The following is a 19762-nucleotide window of genomic DNA, read 5'->3' as shown; positions in this document are numbered from 1 at the left end:
CACTATCAGTCGCGAAAACCACTGTTGCGTCGCTCATAATCTGATCGCCTGACACAAAGACTGGGAGTACCGTCTTACTATGACGCGCGATCACTAGGACACGGTCAAGGCCTGATGCAAGNCGAAACAACTCGGTAGTTGGTCGCTTGAAGATCCACCATCTTTCGCGAACTTGTTTAATACTATTTTTCTCTCGTTCGGGTTTGACTAGACGAAGAACTTGATGATAGCAATCGAGATAAGACCTCGCCTTCGATTCAGGCCAATCCCGGAAGTAAATGATCCAGCGACTCGCCTCTACCGTAGGGCTCGAGTTTAGATCGTCTCCTCCGAGATACGGAAAAAGAACATCTCTGTTCCTTGGCTCCTGCCGAATCAATCCGACGGCAGACTCTGGGCTCATGGTAAAACCCATGCCAAGGACGTACGTACCGTAGAATGCGATCTTCTCATTTGAAACTAGCCGCTTCGGAGACCCGACAGATCTAGATTCAGCATCGAGGAGTGTGGTAATGCCAGCCACTTGGCGTCCATCGGCAACACACCCGGCCGCCTCATTTACAGGTGTCTTCGATATCCACACAGCGCAGTATTCCAAGGTTACCGCACGCGAGGGCNACGCTTCACTCTTGATCGACCGACGGATAGTAGCACCGGCCCTAACGAGTTGATCGAGTCCAACCTCGCGAGTATCACCCTGCGCCAACGTGTTCGTGGCTATCAAACCAAACTGGCCAGAGATGTTGACAAGCATAGCCGACCGCAAGGCGAAGAATGCCACTAGATCGGCATTTCCTCTCGTTGCACTCGCAACGACATCGATCAAGAACTCGCGATAGGAGAATCCCGATGAGCCAGTTATGCGGGAACCATGCAAGAATGGGGGGTTGCCGATGATAGCGTCAAAGCCGCCCTTTTCGAAGACCTCGGGGAAGACCAGAGGCCAGTGGATGGGCTTGCGGGCAAAGCTGCCCTTGACGTGGTCGGTGGCGAGCCAGCGGGTGATCTCGCGCTGGGCTTCGTCCACGTCCCGGCGGCCCTCGGCGATGTCGGCGGCGAGTTTGGCGGCCGTCTCGGAGGCGATCTTCTGGCCGCGTTCGCCGCGGCCGGCGTGGGCCAGGGTGGCGCCGATCAGGGCGTCGGCGAACAGGGTGATCTGGGCCGTGCGCGCCTTCGCGTCGTCGAGGAGGGCCTTCTTCTCGTCCAGGCCGTCCAGGGACGAGCCGTCCTTCTCGACGAGTTCGCGGCGTTCCGCGGCGACGTCGCGGACCAGTTCGCGGATGCCGGCGGTCCAGCCGAAGATGTCGGAGTGGATCTCGCGGCCCTTGGCCGGGTCGNGGTGCATGTATTCGAGCTGGTCCAGGGAGGTGATGCCGAGCAGGGAGTCGCCGGCGACGAGTTTGNCGTCGAGGAAGGTGAAGGGGCGGCGGGTGTCCATGGAGACCAGCCACAGCGACANCTTCGCCATCTCGACGGCCATCTCGTTGATGTCCGCCCCGTACAGGCAGTGCTCGATGATCTGGCGGCGGGCCTCGACGACGACCTCGTCCTCCTCGGCGTCCCGGCCCAGCCACTCGCCGGTCTCGTCGTGCCCGGGCAGGTTCGCATCCGACCGTCCACGGGCGCGGGGGTCGCCCTCCAGCGTCCAGGCCTCGACGAGCCGGGCGCCGAGGTAGCGGGCGGCGGCGACGAGGAATGCCGCCGAGCCCATCGCGATGTCGGCGACCTTCAGGGCGAGGATGTCCGTGCTGGACCGCAGCTTCCAGGCGGTGGTGTCGGCGGTCTGCAACGGGCCGGGCGCGTAGACCAGCGGCTCCAGGGCGTTGTTCGCGACCTCCTCGGCGAGGAAGCGCGGCGTGTAGTGCGTCCCGGTGTTCTTCCGCAGCGGCGACTCGGTGACGTACAGGCCGCTTTCCAGAATGACCACCGGCTGGTCGCGCAGGTCGCGGCGCAGCAGGCCGAAGAACGGCAGCAGCCGCTCGGCGGTCGGGTAGTCCCCGCGGGTCACGGCGAGCAGGGCCTTGCGGGCTTCCTCCCGTTCGGCGTCCTCCAGCGGGACGAGCCGCTTCTCGATCGCCTTCGCCGAGCCGAGGCCACTCGCGGCGTACGTCTCGGCGAGGGCGGCGGCGAGCAGCGGCCGGCCCCGGTGCCGCGACGCCAGGTCCTCCAGCTCGGACAGCGTCGCCTCGGCCTCCAGGCCCTCCTTGCCGACCAGGCCGACGACGACCTCGCCGGCGCCGGCCCGTTTCGCGTCGTAGGACAGCAGGCCCTCGTAGACGTAGCCGATCTGCTCGACGTCCAGGGAGCGGAAGCTCAACGTCCGCCGTTCCCGCGACCGTCCGGAGCCGACCTGGATGTACTNCACGGCGCGCAGCATGTGCAGCACCGTCCGGTCGTCGACGCCGAGCGGCAGCCACGGATGGGTCGCCGGGTCGAACAGGGAGCCGCCGTGGGCGTGCATCCGCAGCCGGGGATGGTCGACGCCGGTGTAGACGGCGGTGAACACCGCGCGCAGCCNGTGNCAGGCCGCCGTCGACTGCTCCAGGTCGTCCTCGGTGGCGCCGTCGGAGAGCTGCTGCTCCAGCTCCGCGCACAGCCGNCCGACCGAGTACGTGCCCGCGTACAGGTCGTTGTCGGCGGGCAGCAGGCCGCGTTCCTCGGCGTAGAGCAGGAACACGATCCGCATCATCACCGCGACCGCGCCGCGGTAGACGTCATGCTCGCGGACGTCGCGCAGCCCGACGCCGCCGCGGGCGCCCTCGGCGACGTGCCAGCGGCCGAACGCGGCGACCAGCAACTCCACGGCCTGGCGGACCTGGACGCCCAGCGCCTCGGTGATCTCCTCCTGGCTGCCGAGGCTCGCCTTCAGCAGCGGGACCAGCGTCTCGGAGTCCGGCACCCCGAAGAACNGGCGCCGGCACAGCAGCGAGACGAACGCCCGCACCACGTCCCGCTCGGCCGCCTCCGGCCAGGACACGGCGTCGAACACCGCCGTCGTCGTCACCCCGCCGCGCGGCGCCCAGACCAGCGCCCACTGCCGGCCGTTCGTCACCAGCGCCAGCTCGACGCCGTGATGCCGGCAGGCCAGCGCCGCCCGGTCCACCGGGGTCGCCGCCCACGCCTGCCCGGCGATCCGCCCCGTCGGCGACTGCCCGGGCGCCACGACCAGGCCGAGCAGCCGCACCGCGTCCGGCTTCACCCCGGCACCGGCACCGGCGACGTCGACATTCGGGTCGACGAGGACGAAGGACGGGACGACGCGGGTGTCGTGCTGATCGATGTCCACGGCAAGCGCGGACAGCGGGTCGGCAGCCCCGGTCTCGGTCTCGGTCTCGGCCCTGGCATCGGTCCTGGCATCGGTCCTGGCATCGACAGTCCTGGCATCGACAGTCCCGACGTCGAGCCGGCCGGCGGCCTCGGGCCAGACCAGGGCGTCGCCCCAGCCGAGCAGCTCGGCGAGCACGAAGCGGGCCCAGTCGCGCTGGCCGGCCGCCGGGGCGTCCAGCCAGGCGGCGTGTTCCCGACGCAGCCGCTCCCGGGTCTTCTTCTCCAGCGCGTCGAGCGTCGGCCAGACCCGCCGCAGCACCGGCAGGCTGAGGAACGGGCCGCTGACGTCGATCAGGCTCAGCCAGTCGCGATGCTGCGCCGCCCCATCCTGGACCGGGGGACGCCGCCGCCCGGAACCGCCGGGCCCACCGGAGCCGCCGCGGCCGCGGCTCTTCGTCCCCGCACCCGCCGTCCCTGCGCTTGCCGTCCCCGCGCTCATCGTCCTGCCTCCCGGGCCNGCACAACCAGGACCACCGCGACCGGGAACTGGTGCTGCTGCGGGTCACGGTAGCGGCCGGCGATCACATCAAGCTCCCGTTGCTTCTCCCGTTCCAGCCGGTGCAGGCGTTCCTCCCAGGACTGCCGGTCCTTGCGGAACTGGGCCAGCTCCTCCCGGCTCCTGGTGAGCTGCTCCAGGCTGAACAGGACGCCCTCCTCGTTCTCGGGACTGTCGAGCGCNGCCTTGAGCGTGCCCGCGAACTGGTCCAGGATCGCGGTGATCCGGGTCTCCTCGGCGCTCTGGCGCTGGGCCAGGATGCGGGTCAGCGACTCCTGGCGCGTCCTCGTCCGCCAGTTCAGGGCGGAGAGCACGCCCTCGCGCGCCGCCGGCCAGCGCTCGGCGAGCCGCTCCTGGGTCTCCTTCGTGACGGGACGGCCGGCGGCGAGCGCCGAGGAGACGATCTCCCCGAGGACGGTGAGGTTCTCCAGTCGGCGGAACCGGCCCGCCGCCGGCAGCCAGCCGCCGGCCTGCAACACCTCCTCGTGCAGCCGCACCCCGTCCGCGCCGACCAGCACGAACCGGGAGAACGCACCGACGAGCACCTCCTCGCAGCGTGGATCGTCGGTCTGCACGGCGGTCACCCGGTGCAGGCCGACGTCGGCGTTGGAGACGGCGCCGCGCAGCAGCCGCGTGGACATGTCCACCAGCCGGTGGCCCAGGTGGGCGAGTACGACATCGTCGCGGCCCCGCGCCACCGCCGCGTCGAACGTGATGGGCAGCTGGCGCGGCGGGGCGCCGTCGCGGTGCAGCTTCTCGGTCAGCCCGGCCGAGGCGCGTGCCCAGGAGCCGGTCAGCGTCGGCACGTCGAACATCCCGTCGCCCGGATCGCTGTCCGGCGCACCCGGGAAGTAACCAGGGAGGTGATCGCCGAACAGGTCGCCGCGCTCGTCGACATGCGGCGTCAGCCGCTGCTGGCGGGCGAGGTCCAGCGCCGTGCTCACCACCCGCTGCACAGCCCGTGGGGTGATGCCGAGATCGCGAACCGTGTCGTCCAGGGTGGCGCGCAGTCGGCGCACCTGCTCCCGCACGTTCTCGGCGACCGGGACAGCCTCGTCCTTCGCGGCCGCCGCGTTGATCGTGACGTCGAGGTCGGCCGGGTCGGCGACCCGTTCGCCGAGCATCCGGCGCTGCACCCGATCGGAGAGCACCGCGTTCACGGACCCGAGGTCGGCCTTCATCTGCGCGACCTTCTTCACCACCCGAGAAAGGAACTCCAGGTCGGNCTCGTAGGAGTCGACCGCGCCGGTCCACCCGGAGCCCACGAAGTGGCGAATCTCCGGGGACTGCCGCTGGCCGTACCGGTCGATCCGGCCGATCCGCTGCTCCAGCTTGTTCGGGTTGAACGGGATGTCGTAGTTCACCAGCCGGTGGCAGTGGTTCTGCAGGTCGATGCCCTCACTGGCCGCGTCGGTGGCGAGCAGGATCCGCACCGGGTGCTCGCTCGGGTCGGCCTGGAAGNCCAGCCGGAGCTGCTCGCGCTCATCGGTGGGCAGGCCGCCGTGCAGCAGGCCCAGCCGCTCGCCGCCGAGCCCCTCCTGGCGCAGCAGGCCGGCGAGCCAGATCTGAGTGTCGCGGTACTCGGTGAAGACGACGACCCGCTCGTTCAGCCAGAGCTTCCCGTCCGGCCGGCAGACCGCCGCCAGATAGTCGAGCAGTGCGCGGGCCTTCGCGTCCGGCTCGGCCTCGTGGGCGTCCCCCCAGCGCTGCATCCGTTCCAGCAGCGCGATCTCGGACTCGGTGGGGTCCGGCTGCATCAGGCGAACCCGGTCCAGCGCGTCGTCCTCGGCCTCGGCGAGCTGGGTGTCGTCGAGGGTCGCGACATCGTCGAAGTAGTCCTCCAACCACTCCGGCACCTCGTCGAGGTCGTCGTCGAACCCGCCGAGGCCGCCGGAGACCTGCGAACCGCCGGCGGAACCCGCCCGGCCCGGCCGTCCCTGCCGTGCCACGAGGGTCTCCCGGTAGACGACGACGGTGTGTGCGAACGCGGCCGGGGAGGAGAACAGCCGCTTCTTCAGCAGCAACGTCACCAGGTCGGTCGCCTTCCGGCCGCGCTCGGTGTTCAGCCGGACCCGGCGCAGCGCGGAGAACTCCTTGAGCAGGCCGTGGATCTCCCGCTCGCTGTCCGGATAGACCACCGGCATGTCGATGGAGCGGCGCAGCTGGAACCGCGGCGTGCCGTCCGCGTTCTCNATGCCACCCTTCAGCCGGCGGACGACCACCTCCTCGACCGCCTTGCGGTCCGGTGCCACCCCGCGGGCGAACCGCTGGTCGTCGAGGATCTCCAGCAGGGCGGTGAACGACGCCAGGTAGCCATTGTGCGGGGTGGCGGACAGGAACAGCCGGTGGGTGAAATGCGGGGCGAGCCTTCGGATCAGCTTCGTCTGCTGGGAGTCGACCGCGTAGACTTGTTTCGGCGCGGCCGGGGCGACGTGATGCGCCTCGTCGAGGATGAGCAGATCGAACGTGCGCGGATAAGTCGGCTGGCCGTCGCCGGGCAGCACCTCGTCGAGCAGCCGCTGCGCCTTCGGGCCGCGCAGCCACGGCAGGCTGACGATCGTGAGCGGATAGACCTCGAACGGATTCGCCGCGCTGCCATGCGAGCGGCGGACCGCGGCACACCGCTCCGCGTCGATGATGGTGAACTCGCGGCCGAACTTCTCCGCCATCTCGTCGCGCCACTTCAGGGTCAACCCGGCCGGACAGACAATCATGATCCGCCGGGCCCGATGACGCAGCAGCAGCTCCTCGGCGACCAACCCCGCCTCGATCGTCTTACCCAGGCCGACGTCGTCGGCGAGCAGCAGGTTCACCCGCGGCGCCTCGAGGGCCCGGGCCACCGGCTCGAGCTGATAGTCCTCGACCGCCACCCCCGAGCGGAACGGAGCCTGGAGCCGACGGGCGTCCGCCGAGGTCACCGCCGACCAGCGAATGGCGTCGAGGAACGCCGCGAGCCGTTCCGGCGAGTCGAAGCCGCCCCCGGTCACCTCGGGCAGGGAGCCGCTGGGCAGGATGCGCCGGCCCGGTTCGACCTCCCAGATCACCTCGATCGTCTGCCCGTACCGACCGTCCTCGACGCTCTGCAGGGTGACGAGGGAACTCGGCACAGCCGGCCCCGAGCCGTGCCGTGCTCCCGCACCATCCGGCGCGGTCTGGGCGTCCGGCGCGGCCTGGGCGTCGGTCTCCGCGACCACCCATTTCTGTCCACGCACCTCGACCAGCGCCCCGATGCCGGGCAACTCCGCCCNCNCCGAGATTGCGCCGTCACGAGACCACGCACGCTCCGTAGTCGAACCCAGCATCCTCATCCCCCTCACGGACAGCCCNATCATTCTGGCAGGACACCGAGCCACCCCTCGCGCCTGCGGCTGCCCGCCAACGTCGGACACCCACACATCCCCGACCAACCAGACATCCAACNAGAGTCTAGCGACTGTGAATTCAGTTCACAAGCCAGCGGGTGACTATCGCAGTGCCTCCAGCGCCCGAAGCTGCGCGGGAGTGCCCGACTCCGCGGCGTACTCGAGCAGCTCGTCGAAGGTGGGGACCAGCACCTCCAGCAGGTTCGCCACGGTGGCGACCGAGTCCTCGAACTCTGCCCGGCCGAGCCCGTACCGGCGGGAGATGGCCAGGGCGCGGCTGCGCACCGCCGTCGCCCGCGTCTGCTCGTCGTCGCACCACAACTGCAGAAAGTAGGTGTCCTTCACCTGGAAGGAGCCAAGCCGGTAATACGGTTGCCGGGCCGCTGGGCCGAACGTCTGGGACGGCAGCGTCGCCCGCCACACCCCGTTCGGCAGGTTGGTCAGTACCGCCTGGCCCAATCCCTGAGCACGCAGCCATTCCACCCAGATCTGACGTGGTTCGGCGCCGCGCTCACCCACGAGGGTGTGCACCACCTGTGGCGCGTGGCGGCACAGCTCCTCGAGGAACCGGTCCCGGTCCTGGGCAGCCTGGGTGAAGGCCAGCACCGTCNCCCCGTCGGCCAGGACGAGATGGGCCGGCAGCCAGGCTGGGGCGTTGCTCACCGGGTGCAGATTCCGCAGGCGGCGCGGCACGTTGAACCGGTCCCGGTCCGGCCGCGAGCCCACCGCCCGCACCGCATCGTCGAACTCGAACGGCCGTGGGGACGTCAGCGGCCTGAACCGATCACGCCGGTCACCGGGGTTCCCCTCGCCGTCCGGCACGATGCGCACCGAGCCGTCGTAGTACGCCCGCGGGAAGGGGCGGTGGGTGAACGCGTCGAAAAGCAGAAGCTGGCGGCTCTCCTTCAGCACGTAGCGAACCCCGTCCCGGACCGAGGCGCCGCCCAGCTCGGTGGGCCACAGCACTCCTGCGTCGCGGCCGTCCCGTTGGAGATGACCGATGTGGAGGAGATGCTCGATCCCTCGGGCCACGAGTGATCCGGACAGTCCGAAGAAGCGGGCGAGCTCGTCCTGCGTCTGCAACCGGCCTTCGACGACCCCCCGCAACAGATAGTGGTCGACGACGTCGAAGGGCTGGCTGTCCTCGAACGTGGCCTGANCCTCCACCTGCCAGAGCGGCCAGCGGACCGAGAAGATCCGCAGTGGACGGATCTCCGGCATCGCCATGGTCAGCTCGAGGGCCCGAAAGGCGGGAAACAGCAGCCAGTCGCCGGCGCCTCCCGCCGGGGCGGCGCTGCCCGCCGGGGCGGCGCCGGCCGGGGGGCGGCTCACCGCGGTTCCTCGACGGTTCCGCGCAGGCGTGCCTCGATCTCCCGGGAGCCGCGCAGGTCCCCCACCGCAGACAGGGCTGTTCTCAGCTCCACGATGAGCTTCGCGAAGCCGGCGTCGGTGGAGCTGCCAAGCGTGTCCAGATCTCCGACGAGGACGAGCTGCCGGCGGGTACGGCTCATCGCGACGTTGAGGCGGCGCAGTTCGCTCAGGAATCCGACCGATCCGGTCCGGTTGCTGCGAGTGAACCCATAGATGATCAGATCTCGCTCGTTGCCCTGGAACGCGTCCACGGTGCCGATGTTGTCCTCGACGTTTCCCGGCCCGCCCAGCCTGGAGATGAGTGTGCGCCGCAGGAGCTGAACCTGCTCCCGATACGGAACGATCACCGCCCAGTCGCGATGGTGGCCNGCGTAGCGGGCGACCAGGGTGGCGATGAGGTTCGCCTCCAGCCAGTTGCTGATGCCGCCGTTCGTGCCGGCGCGGCTTTCCTGCCGTTCCCGGGGCGGCCGATCGGAGGTGTCCACAAACGCCAACGGACTGGTGAACAGCGGATCGGGCCCGGTTCCGGGATGCTCGGTGGTGAGCACACCGCCGTAGAAGGAATGCGAGATGAACGTCGCCACGGTCGCGGGCATGCGGCGTTGGGTCGTCAGGGTCACCCCGTGCTCCGCGCCGAGCCGCTCGAAAAGCCGCTCGAACTCGCTGCGCTCGACGATGTCCCGAGTCTCACTGATCACCGGGGCGGACAGTTCCGCGCCCGGAGCGAGCCCCTTCGCCCACCGGGCGACCTCGCTGTCCAGGTACGGGGGAAGCTGATGGTGATCGCCGACGAGCACCGCCCGGCGGGCCCGGACCAGGGGGACGAGCAGGTCGGGCAGGGCGATCTGACCCGCCTCGTCGACGATGGCGAGATCGAAGGACAGCCCGGTCAGCAGCTTCTTCGTCGAGACACCGATACAGGTCGCGGCGATGACGTCGGCGTAGCCGACAAGTTCGTGCTTGAGCTCCTCGTCCGCGGTGGGGACCCGGCCCCGCCAGTCGGCCAGCAGGGATGCCCGGGTGCGGGCGAGACCGACAGCGTCGAGGAGGCCCTGTTCGCGCCGTTCCCAGCCAGCGACGTCGTCGGCCTCCCCGTCGGGAAAGCCGGAGCCGCAGCCCGCCAGCTCCAGCCTCGCGCGCAGCGGCTCCGCGGCCCGCGCCGCCTGGGTGAGCGCGCGTTCACGGTCACCCCAGGCGTACTCCCGCTCCGCCAGCAGCCGGGAACCGACGCTGTCCCGGGCGACAAGCATCGTGATCTGTGCCAGCACGCCGTCGCGATCGGACCGGGCGGCGGCGAGTTCCTGCTCCGCCTCGTCGACCCGGACCTGCGCGGCCTGCAGGGCCCGCTGGCGTCGGGCGACACCTCGACGGTGAATCGCCGCCCACCAGCCGGGAACGCGTCGGCCGGCCGCCTTGGAGTGCCGCAGCCGGGCCCGGGTGTGACGTTCCTGCCTCCTCGCCGCCTCCGCCGCCAGCCGCTCGACCGTGGTCTGGGCCGCCGCAATCTGCGGTTCGAGTGGGGCTCGGACCCGCCGGGAGATGTCGTCCAGCTCGGCATCCCGGCTCCGGACGACCACGTCGGACTGCTGCGCGGCGCCGATCTGCGTGCGCAGCAGCGCCAACTGGACCCCGGCGGCATCGCCGGTGCCCCCCGCCCCGGAAAACGGCTCCAGCGCCGAGACGATCGGTTCCGTATACCGCAGGAGGTTGTCCTTCAACTCCTCCACCTGGACCTCGGCGGTGAGTTCGCGGGCCGGGCCGGTCAGCGCCTCCGGGTTGCCGACCCGCACGCAGCGCAGCAGGTCGGCCAGACCTGCCAGGACGTTGTCGACGGCCCGATTGCTCTGCGAGGTGACCAGGATGCGCCGCGGGCCCCCGGCGCCGGCCCGGGCGGCTGCCGCCTCGGCGACGGCGATCTCGGTGATGGTCCAGGTCTTCCCGGTGCCCGGGGGGCCGAGCACGAGCAGCAGGTCCGGTTCTCCCAGCGCCCGCTGGTAGGCCTCGAGCTGGCCGCCGTCCAGCGGGCGGCTCGGAATCGCCGACCGGTCGGGTTGGGACGGCCGCAGAATTCGGTGCTCCGCCAGGGTCGCCAGCAGGCGGGGACTGGTCGCCTCCCCATCCCGCAGGGCGGNGACCGCGCCGAGCTGAGCCTTGTAGACGACATCGCTCGGAAGAACCGTCAGCGCGCCCTGCGCCGGGATGCGGGCGAAGTCGGGAATGCCGTCGAACCGAACCGTCACGTCGAGGTTCTCGCTGCGCAGGACCACGCCGCGTAGTTCCCGGTCGTCGTTGACCTGAACCTGNGCGCCCTCCGAGATCTGGTACGTCTCGGNCAACCGGAACTCGTACACGCCGCGGGCTGAGTACCGCTGTTCACGGGTCGCCCGCCGGGCCCGGTAGAGAAACGGTGTGGCGGCGAGCCGTTCCCGCTCCAGATCCCGAGTCCGCATGATGATCCGTTCGACCGTGTCGAGAAAGTCGAGGTGTCGAGCGGGCACCCGGGCGGACGCCGCCGCCGACGTCNCCAGCGCCGCCCAGGCCTTGCCCAGGACACCGGAATAGCTGCGGTGACCAGCCCCGATGTATCTGACGTGCGGATAGAGGGACCATTGCGGGCAGTGAACGCGCAGAAAGCCCTGGGCGAGACTCCGGTGATCCCGGAAGCCCCACCGGGCGACGTGGGTCACGATGTATCCGTCATCGCGGTTCGTCGGTCGTAGCAGCGCGACGTGGGTGTCGGTGTAGACGCGAAACGTCGTCGAGTTGTTCCGGTCCGTCTCCAGGCGGANCGGAACGCCGGTGCCGGACATCCGCCGGAGTTGGTCGACGAAGCGTTCAGGGTCGAGATCCTCGTTGCCCTGGACGCGGGCGCCGGCCAGTTGCTCAGTCACCCGCGCGCTCGGTGCGAGGGCGATCCCGCCGGGCAGGGTGATCGGGGCTGTGGCCATCAGTGCCCGGCCCGAGCGAGATGGTCCGTGCCGGCGCGCAGCGCGGGAATGAGCAGGCCCGGCCGGCCGGGTCGCCGGTCCGGATCGGAGTCGAGGGCGGCGAGGAGAACCTCGTCCAGTTCGGCCGGCACGTCGAACCCGAAGGCGCGCAGCGGGGCAGGCAGCCCACCGGCCGGCCGTCCCGTCAGACAGTGGTAGGCCATGGCGGCCAGCCGGTGGACGTCGGTGCGGAATCCGACCTCGGGGCGGTGGAACCCGAGACGCTCCTGCTCCGGTGCGCGGTACTCGGCAGGTCCCTCCCCGGGCCGACGACGGACGCCGACCAGGCCGAGGTCACGCAGGGTGGGGGTGCCCCTCGGGGTGGTGAGGATCACCCCGTCCGGCGTCAGGGCCCGATGACTGTGCCCGGCGTCGTGCAGCCTGGTCAGGACATCGGCCACCCGCTCGACGACGGTCAGCAGACCGACGGCGGTCACCTGGTCCAGCGGGCGGGCTCGGGTCGGGTCCACCGGGCCGAACACCTCCCGCCAGGTTCGGCCCGCCGGCCGGGCCGAGAGGACGGCGGCCTCCGCCGAGCTCACCCGGCCCTCGATCAGCCGGGGCAGGCCGTGCCGGCCGCCGATCCGGTCGAGTAGGCGTAGCTGGGTGTCGATCGCCGCCACGTGGGCATCCGCAGCCGAATCCGGCCGCCGGATCAGTACCTGTCGGAACCAGGCTGGGCGGGGCGGCGTGGCCATGACCGTGGCCGCTCCTGTCCGCAGGACCCAGGCATCGCCGCCACGCCACTGCTGCGGATCACCCTGCAGCAGGCAGTTGCGGCCGGCGATCCGGATCGTCTCGCCGCCCCGAGGCTGCTGATCGACCGGGCCGGGAGCCGCCGACCCGCCTGGTCCGAGATCCGCGGACGGGACGGCGATCCCGAACTGCTCGGCAGACGGCCGCGGCGACCCGCCGGGCTGCGGGTAGAACGCCGCGACCACCGCGNCCGCCTCCGGCCGGGCGAGTCGGCTCCGGAGCCCGGTCTCGTCCCAGCTGCAGATCTTCGTCGACGTCTCAGCTTGCCGGGTGCGTTTCCAACCGTCCCACCACAGGGTGGTGGGATGATCCATGGAGCTGGGGATGCACAGTATCCACTCGTCGATCCGATAGCCGGATGCTCGGGCATTCTTCTGCGCCGAGGCAAAAGACTCCTCGATCTGGCGGCGATGCTTCCCCACGACCCGCGGCATGAAGTACTTCGACTGCCAGACGATGATCCCGTCGTCGAGCCGACCGAGAAAGACGTCGATGCCGCCGTCCCCGGGGTTGGGGCTTATCCGCCGGGCGCCGGGATNCAGGGCATCCACAAGCTGGGCGATCATCATCTCGAAATCGCCCCNGGCCCCCTCCTCGCTGCCGGTATTCAGCTCGTGAGCGCGGAAGTTGACCACGATCGGATCCCGCCGCGGGCCTGGCACGTCGGATCGTTCCTCCTCGGGTCAGCGGAGTTGGATACCGGAAGGAATCCTACCCGGTATCGCCGCGTTGCTGGAGCGGTCCACTTCGGAGGAATGATCTGCGTCCNCCCGTGGTACCCACAACGGCCCACCGGGCACGAACGGCTTCGCGCCGCGCGTTAACCGCCGAGTCCCTACTGACTGCGCCCGTATCGCCGCGAGAACGTCCGGGTCGGTCGGGATCGCCCGTCGCGGAGCCTGCGGCCGCTGAGCCAGCCGAACCATCCGCGGTTGCGGCTGGACGCGGTGATCGTGGAGGCCAGCGGCGTGGCCGACCCGGCGCACCTCGCCAGGCCCATCCGGTTCAGCACCGGGGACCGCGTGCGCCCCGGTGGACTCGTCGACGTGGTCGACGCCGCCGCCTACTTCGACACTGTCGAGCCCGGTCCGTACCCCGGGCGCCACGCTCGGACCGACGTCGGCCAACTCGGAACCGGTCTCATCGGCGGCTCCATGACCCGTCCCGCGCGTGTTGCATCTTCAGCGGCATGCGGCGGACACTTGCGCATTCGTCGACTTCTCACGCTGGAGGGGGTTCCGGATGCTCCGGCCGGATGCGGAGCCCGGCGAAAACCACGTCGTAGGCGCACGGTCGGGGGAGCCAGCCGACTCTCCCGACCGAGACGACCGAGACGACCGACATCTCGGCCGTCTGGTGGACATCCTCGACGCGGCGCCCGGGTTCGCCGGCATGGCGGCACGGCGGCTACTGCAGGACAGGATCGCCCGACGCCTCGGGCCAGGCCGTCGGCTGCACCTGGCCGAGTACGACGTGGCGCGCCTGTGGTTCGTCGCGCTCGTGGAGCAGCTCTCCGAGGAGCCGGACGGGCTCAGCGCGCTGTCCCGTGCCGTGGGCGACCTTCGGCCCGGCTCCCGGCTGGCGCTGGAGGTCGCCCGCATCGCCGCGGCCGTCGGCCCGCCGCACGGCCCCACCGACACGGTCTTCGGGACCGGCGAATCCCGCTAGGCGTCAGGTACAGGGCCGATCGGTGCGCTCGGCCGGCTTGCCCTGCGGCCGCATATTGCATCAGTGCGCTCACCCGGGCGAGAATAGGCGGATATTCGTCGGCCCTGGTGCGGGTCGGCGCCGTTCGCGGCGGGGCTTCCGGATGCCCTTGGCAGGGGGGCTGGGTGCGCACGCAACCGTGCGGCGAGGCAGGCGGCTTCTGCCGCATTCTCGGTCGACCGGGGAACGTGTTCGACCGCATGCTGCTCCTCGACAACCGCCGCCAGGTCCTGGAGGTCGCCTTCCGGTTCACCGCCGGCGCCGTCCACGCGGCCGGCCGACGCTGAGCACCGGCTGCCTTTCATGTCGTCGGCCACGTCAGCCCTGCCCGGACCATCGGCATCGTTCCGGCACCGGCGAAAGGGCCGTCGACCCGACACCGCGCGGGCTACCCTAAGCAGGGCATTCGGTGTACCAAGCAATGTCGGCGGCTCGGGTGGCAGAATCCACGCGCCGCCGAACGTGTCGCGACCATGCNGGGGCATCGTGACCGAACGCGGTATGTCGTCTTCACAGCGCGACAAACTGCGGTCCGACATCCTCGTCCACGTCGTCAACTGCCTGGATGCCAGCACCGACCTGTACAGCCCGGCGGCGCGAAACCTGCTGATCAGCCGCTTCGAGCAGCGCTCCGGCCAGCGGGTGTTCATCCCTCATTCCGACGTGACCCGAGACTGGTGGTTCCGCTTCGTCGAGGCCTGTCTCAACGACCTCGACAACAGGTTCGAGGAAAGGCGCGAGTACCTGGCGAACGGGTTCGCGAGCCTGGTGGACGCCATCCACGACCTGCGCCCCGGCTCCGTCCTCGTCGACCTGCTGCTGCGCCTGCGCGACGAGTGGGAGGCCGCGGAGGTCGCCGACGAGGCCGGCGGCCTGTGGGATCTGCTGCGGGAAGAGCTCGCCGACATGCCGGCGCGGCGGGTCGTCCGCGCCTTCCACGACGCCTGCCACCCGGCGCACCCGCCCGCCCACTGCGTCGACGCGTGGCACCTGTTCCTGTGGGCGGCCAGCCGCGAGCCCGAGCCAGCCCGGCTTCCGTCCCACGCGAGGTTCCTTCTGCAGTGCGCGCACGTGCTCACGCCCGGCACACGCGTCCGGGTCGAGGCGTGGCTGCGCGGTGAGGCGCACCGGTCGGGCCTCACCCACGAGCTGAACCAGACTCAGCTCGCGGTCGGNCGGCCGGGNCACCAGCGCACCTATGTGGTCTCACTGAGCTTCCAACCGGTCGGTCCGTCACCAGAGGACCACCTTGCGTCCGCGCGGCTGTACGGAGCGGACCACGAGGTGCGGCACCTGGGCACTCCTCGGATGGCTCGCCCGGGCGGCTTCGAGGAGATCGCCGCCGGCGTCGTGGACGAGGCAGAGGAGATCCTCAAGGAGGAGACTCCCCTGAGTGAGCCCGTCAGTCTGGCGGTCGAGGTCTTCCTGCCCCTCACCCGGATGGATCTTCCCGTCACGAGCTGGCGCCGGGAGTCCGACGGCGACCCTCGGCTTCTGATCGAGGACCACACGGTCGTCGTGCGCAGCTTCGAGCGCACACGCCAGCGCGGGCCGTCGCTGCGCCAGCGGCGCAGGTGGGCCCAGCTCCTGCGGCCGAGCCCGCCCGCAATGGCGGCGGCGCACGCCGCGGACCTCAAGGAATTCGAGCTGGCCAGAAACGACAGGATCGTCGCGGTGGTNCTCAGTGGGCCGCCCACACCCGGTTCGCCGGCCGGAAAGGAACTCGCGGACGCGCTGCGGGAGGGCATCGGAGTCGTCGCGTGGCAGCATGCCGACCCGGATCGGCCGGCCACCGACACTGCGCTGCTCGACCTCCTCACCCGCGTCGACGCTCACTCGGGCGTCGGGGCTTTCACAGGCGTCGACGCTCACGCGGACGTGGATTCACTCTCGAACGTGTTTCCGCTGACATTGCCGCGGCGGTTCCGGGAGGAGAATCTCATCCGGCTGGAGCGTCGGCTCCCGGAAACCGCCGGATCCGCGAATTCCCGAGACACCGCGAATTCCCAGGACACCGCGAACGCCCGAGACATGGCGAACTCCCGAGACATGGCGAGGCGTCGCGTGGCAACCCTGCTGTGGGAGGACCTCCGGCAGGACACCGGCCAGACGGCCCNACCCTCGACCGCCCCGGTGAACAGACGGCCAGTGGAGGAGCCCAGATGATGGTCGACGACCACCGGGCAGGCGGGGCGGACGGTGCCCGCAGGCCCGACGCGCCCCCCTGGTGGCTGTTCCGTGGCACCGGTGAACCGGTCGACGGGAAGCTCCCCTGGCCGCCGGCCCCGGCATGGCGGCGTTTCCCCGCCCCGGCGCACGAGGGCGCCGCACCGCCCGGAGACGACGACGCGATCGCCCGCCACCGCCGGGCGATCGCCGCCCTCCTGCTCGGCCCCGAGCAGATCGCGGCTGTCAACGTCGGGCTGCTGCTGCGCCGGCCGCTGCTGGTCACCGGCCCCCCGGGGATGGGCGGGGCAGGGCTGGCACAGCTGATCGCCCGCGAGCTCCGGCTGGGGCGCGTCCTGCGGTGGACCGTCAACAGCCGGACCACGCTACGCGAGGGCATCTATGACTACGACGTGCTCGGGGTGGCCCACAGCGCGCTGCTCGAGCGCCCCACCGAGCCCGCGGGGGAGGCCGGCGGCCTCTCCGGCCCGCGCGGCTCCGTCGGCGATCACCTCGCTGACCGCCCGGCCGCGGGTTCACCGCCGGTTCCCCGGCACATCCGCCTCGGGCCACTGGCCACCGCGCTGCTCCCCCGCGTCCGCCCACGGGTCCTGCTGGTCGACCGGTTCGACCNCTGCGGCCACGACCTGCCCGACGATCTGCTGGACGTGATCGAGGAGGGCCGCGTGGTCGTGCCCGAGCTGGCCAGGTTGCCTTCGGCCGACGGGCCGTTCAGGGTGGCCGTGGACGATCCGGGCGGCCATGCCGAGGTCGGGGACGGGGTCGTCGCGTGCGCGGAGTTCCCGGTCATGGTGATCACGAGTAACGGTGAACGGGACTTCTCGCCGGCCTTCCGGCGCCGTTGCGTGGCCGTCCAGCTTCCCGAGCCGTCCCGCGACGAGCTGGAGGCGCTGGTGGCCGCCGAGTTCGGCGCGGATTCCCGGGCCGCCGCCCTGGTGGAGCGGTTCGAGAACAGCCGCGGCGCGGGCGCCGAGCTGACGGTGGACCACCTGTTCGACGCGCTGCACCTTGCCTCGGCCGGTGTTCTCGACGAGGACGCGGCCAGGACACTCGACGCCGTGTGGGGGCGTGAGTCCGCCGGCTCCGCGAGGAGACTGCCGGGGAGGTTGCTGTGACCCGGTGGGCTGACGACCGCGTCGGCGTCGGCGAACAGCCAGATCAGCCGGACCAGCCGGACCAGCCGGATCAGCCGGACCAGCCCGACAAGCCGCTCCTGCGCTACCTGCCGGGACCGGTCCGGGTCGACCTTCCGCCGGCCGTCCGCGATGAGGACGCGTTCACCCGGGCGCTGTCCCCGCTCGTCGACTCCGAGCCCGCCCGGTCCCCGGGGCCCGCCGTCCTCGACGAGGAGGCGACCGCTCTGAGCCTGCTCCAGGGCACGGTCGCACCCTCGCTGCTCGTGCGGCCGACGGAGGCACGCTGGGAGCTCGCCCTGGTCGTGGACCTGAGCCCGACGTTCTCGGTGGCCTGGGCGGACGCCGTCCCTGGCCTGGTCCGGGTCCTCGCGCGCCAGCCGGCTTTCCGGGATGTCGTCGTCGCCCATCTCACCGCCGACGACCAGCAGGGGGGCGCGCCGCGACTGCGCGGTGAGCCGGACGGCCCATCGATCGGGTCGCCGTCCCGGCTGGTCGGGCCGGGCGGACGGCGGATAGTCTGGCTGCTCACCGACGGGCTGGGTCCGGCCTGGCGCAGCGGCCGGATGTCGGAGGTCCTGGCCGGCTGGGCGGTCTGCGGACCGGTGGCGGTGGTCAGTGTTCTCGCGGCACATGTCTGGGACCAGACCGACCTGGGCGCTGAAGGGGTACGGATGCGCGGCGCCGGGCAGCGCGCCGCGGGACAGGTGCTTTCCTGGAATCACAGCGATCTGTCGCTGCTACACGGCGACGTCGACGAACCGACCGGCCGGCAGACGACCGGAACGACGACACCCGTGCCGGTCCTGGAACTCGATCCGTCCTGGATCTGCTCCTGGGCCCGCTTCGTCGCGGCGGACGAGCCCACGTGGTTCGAGACGATCGCGGTGGTCACCGGGTCCGAGCGGAGCCCACGTCGGGAGGATGCGGCGCAGACGCCGGCTCCGGCTCCGGCGGAACGCCTGACCGAGTTCTTCGCCCTCGCGTCCCCGGCGGCACGACGACTTGCGGGTCTCCTGGCGGCTGCGCCCTTCCTCGACCCGCGGGTTCTGCGCACGGTCGCCGGAATCGCCGGGGCCGAGCGGCGCAGCATCTCCGAGGTCTTCGCCTTCGGGCTGCTCACGGTCGACGGCCCGGCCTTCGCGGTTGATCCGGAGGTCCGGCGGAGGCTTCGTCTGCTGGTCAGTCGAGGCGACGTCGACCGGGTCGGTCGGGCGGTCCGATCCGCCCGCGGCGCCGGCCAGGCAGAATCGCTCGGCACCCCGCCGGTCGCCGACCCCCCCGCCGCACCACCGCCGAAGCACCTGGGCGCCCTGGCCGGTGGTCCGACACCGCCACACAAGCTAGACACCAAAGGTGACGATCTCAATACTATGAGCAGTATTGCTGGAACGGATCTTCCGAGATCCAGCGCAGACGCGACCTCGACGACGGCGGCCGGCGCGGAGGTGACCGGCGGCGAGACCAACGCCCCACCAGGAGGACCACCCGTGACTTCAGGCACCACCCTCCGACCGACGTCGACGGCGGGTCGGCTGCCTCGGGTCTGGGGGAACGTGCCACCGCGCAACCCCCACTTCACGGGTCGGGAGGACCTGCTCACCGCGTTGCACTCCCGCATCGGCGAGGGCACGACGGCGGTCCTGCCCGAGGCGCTGCACGGCATGGGAGGGATCGGCAAGACCCAGCTCGCGACCGAGTACGTCCACCGCCACCTGTCCGACTTCGACCTCATCTGGTGGATCCCCGCCGAGCAGACGGTCCCGATCGGCAACGCCCTCATCGAGCTCGGACAGGAACTCGGACTGGACGTCGGCACCGAGGCCAACGTCGCGGTCCGCCGGGTGATCGAGGCCCTGCGGATCGGCGATCCGTACGAGCGGTGGCTGCTGGTCTTCGACAATGCGGACGACCCGCAGGCGGTGCGCAGGTTCTTCCCCGCCGGTCCGATCGGCCGCATTCTGGTCACCTCCCGCAATCCGGCCTGGATCAACGTCAGCGGCCAGCTCGAAGTGGCCCTGTTCAAGCGCGAGGAAAGCATCGAGCTGCTGCGCAGCCGCGGGGCCTCGCTCGCCCATGCCGACGCCCATCGGGTCGCCGCCGCCCTCGGGGACCTGCCGCTCGCCATCGAGCAGGCGGCGACCTGGCTCGGCGAGACCGGGATGTCCGCCGACGAGTACCTGGGGCTGCTGGAAGACAAGCTGACCGAGCTGCTCGGCACCCCACCGGCGGATTACACCCTGCCGGTGACGGCGGCCTGGAACATGTCGCTCGACCGACTCGCCGAGAACAACGCCGCCGCGCTGGAGCTGCTCCAGGTGTGCGCGTTCTTCGCGCCGACACCGATCTCCCGGCAGCTCCTGTCGCGGGCTCACAGCGAGACGATCTCCCCGGCTCTCGACGAGGCCCTGCGCGACCCGGTGAAACTCAACCGGG

Annotated in this window: 4 protein-coding genes and 7 pseudogenes; 4 read left to right on the top strand and 7 right to left on the bottom strand. The window is 70.8% G+C overall.

The window, feature by feature from the left end; all coding sequences use genetic code 11:
- Nucleotides 1-3785: 3785 nt before the first annotated feature.
- From UK94_RS52470 to UK94_RS52440, 7 genes and pseudogenes are all read right to left on the bottom strand, one after another.
- Nucleotides 3786-4005 (bottom strand): annotated as a pseudogene (locus tag UK94_RS52470) (hypothetical protein); the annotation flags it as partial.
- Between the two features lies 1 nt (nucleotide 4006).
- Nucleotides 4007-5048 (bottom strand): annotated as a pseudogene (locus UK94_RS52465) (helicase); the annotation flags it as partial.
- 1 nt (nucleotide 5049) lies between these two features.
- Nucleotides 5050-5284: pseudogene (locus UK94_RS52460) on the bottom strand (helicase-related protein); the annotation flags it as partial.
- A gap of 1 nt (nucleotide 5285) precedes the next feature.
- Nucleotides 5286-6015: pseudogene (locus UK94_RS52455) on the bottom strand (helicase); the annotation flags it as partial.
- A gap of 1 nt (nucleotide 6016) precedes the next feature.
- Nucleotides 6017-7017, bottom strand: a 1001-nt coding sequence (locus tag UK94_RS52450) for an SNF2-related protein (protein ID WP_235487992.1), incomplete at its 3' end; no start/stop codon positions are given.
- Nucleotides 7018-8513: 1496 nt separating this feature from the next.
- Nucleotides 8514-8924, bottom strand: a pseudogene (locus UK94_RS52445) (AAA domain-containing protein); the annotation flags it as partial.
- A 1-nt stretch (nucleotide 8925) separates the two neighbouring features.
- On the bottom strand, nucleotides 8926-10577 hold a 1652-nt coding region (locus tag UK94_RS52440; RefSeq protein ID WP_268761364.1), incomplete at its 3' end, for an AAA domain-containing protein.
- A gap of 2630 nt (nucleotides 10578-13207) precedes the next feature.
- On the opposite strand from UK94_RS52440, the pseudogene UK94_RS52435 reads away from it, so the two are divergent.
- From UK94_RS52435 to fxsT, 4 genes and pseudogenes are all read left to right on the top strand, one after another.
- Nucleotides 13208-13381, top strand: a pseudogene (locus tag UK94_RS52435) (cobalamin biosynthesis protein CobW); the annotation flags it as partial.
- A gap of 274 nt (nucleotides 13382-13655) precedes the next feature.
- A complete protein-coding gene (locus tag UK94_RS14690) occupies nucleotides 13656-13967 on the top strand; it encodes a hypothetical protein (RefSeq protein ID WP_011601502.1) in 312 nt (103 codons plus the stop codon).
- Nucleotides 13968-14131: 164 nt separating this feature from the next.
- On the top strand, nucleotides 14132-14293 hold the full coding sequence (locus tag UK94_RS33780) for a hypothetical protein (protein WP_157734266.1): 162 nt from the start codon (nucleotides 14132-14134) through the stop codon (nucleotides 14291-14293).
- A 3011-nt stretch (nucleotides 14294-17304) separates the two neighbouring features.
- Nucleotides 17305-19762 (top strand): annotated as a pseudogene (gene fxsT, locus UK94_RS73900) (FxSxx-COOH system tetratricopeptide repeat protein); the annotation flags it as partial.

Origin of the sequence: Frankia sp. AvcI1 (assembly GCF_001420875.1) — a bacterium.
GTDB lineage: Bacteria > Actinomycetota > Actinomycetes > Frankiales > Frankiaceae > Frankia > Frankia alni.
The sequence above is the reverse complement of the archived record's forward strand: the minus strand, read 5'-3'. Positions and strand labels throughout refer to the sequence as shown.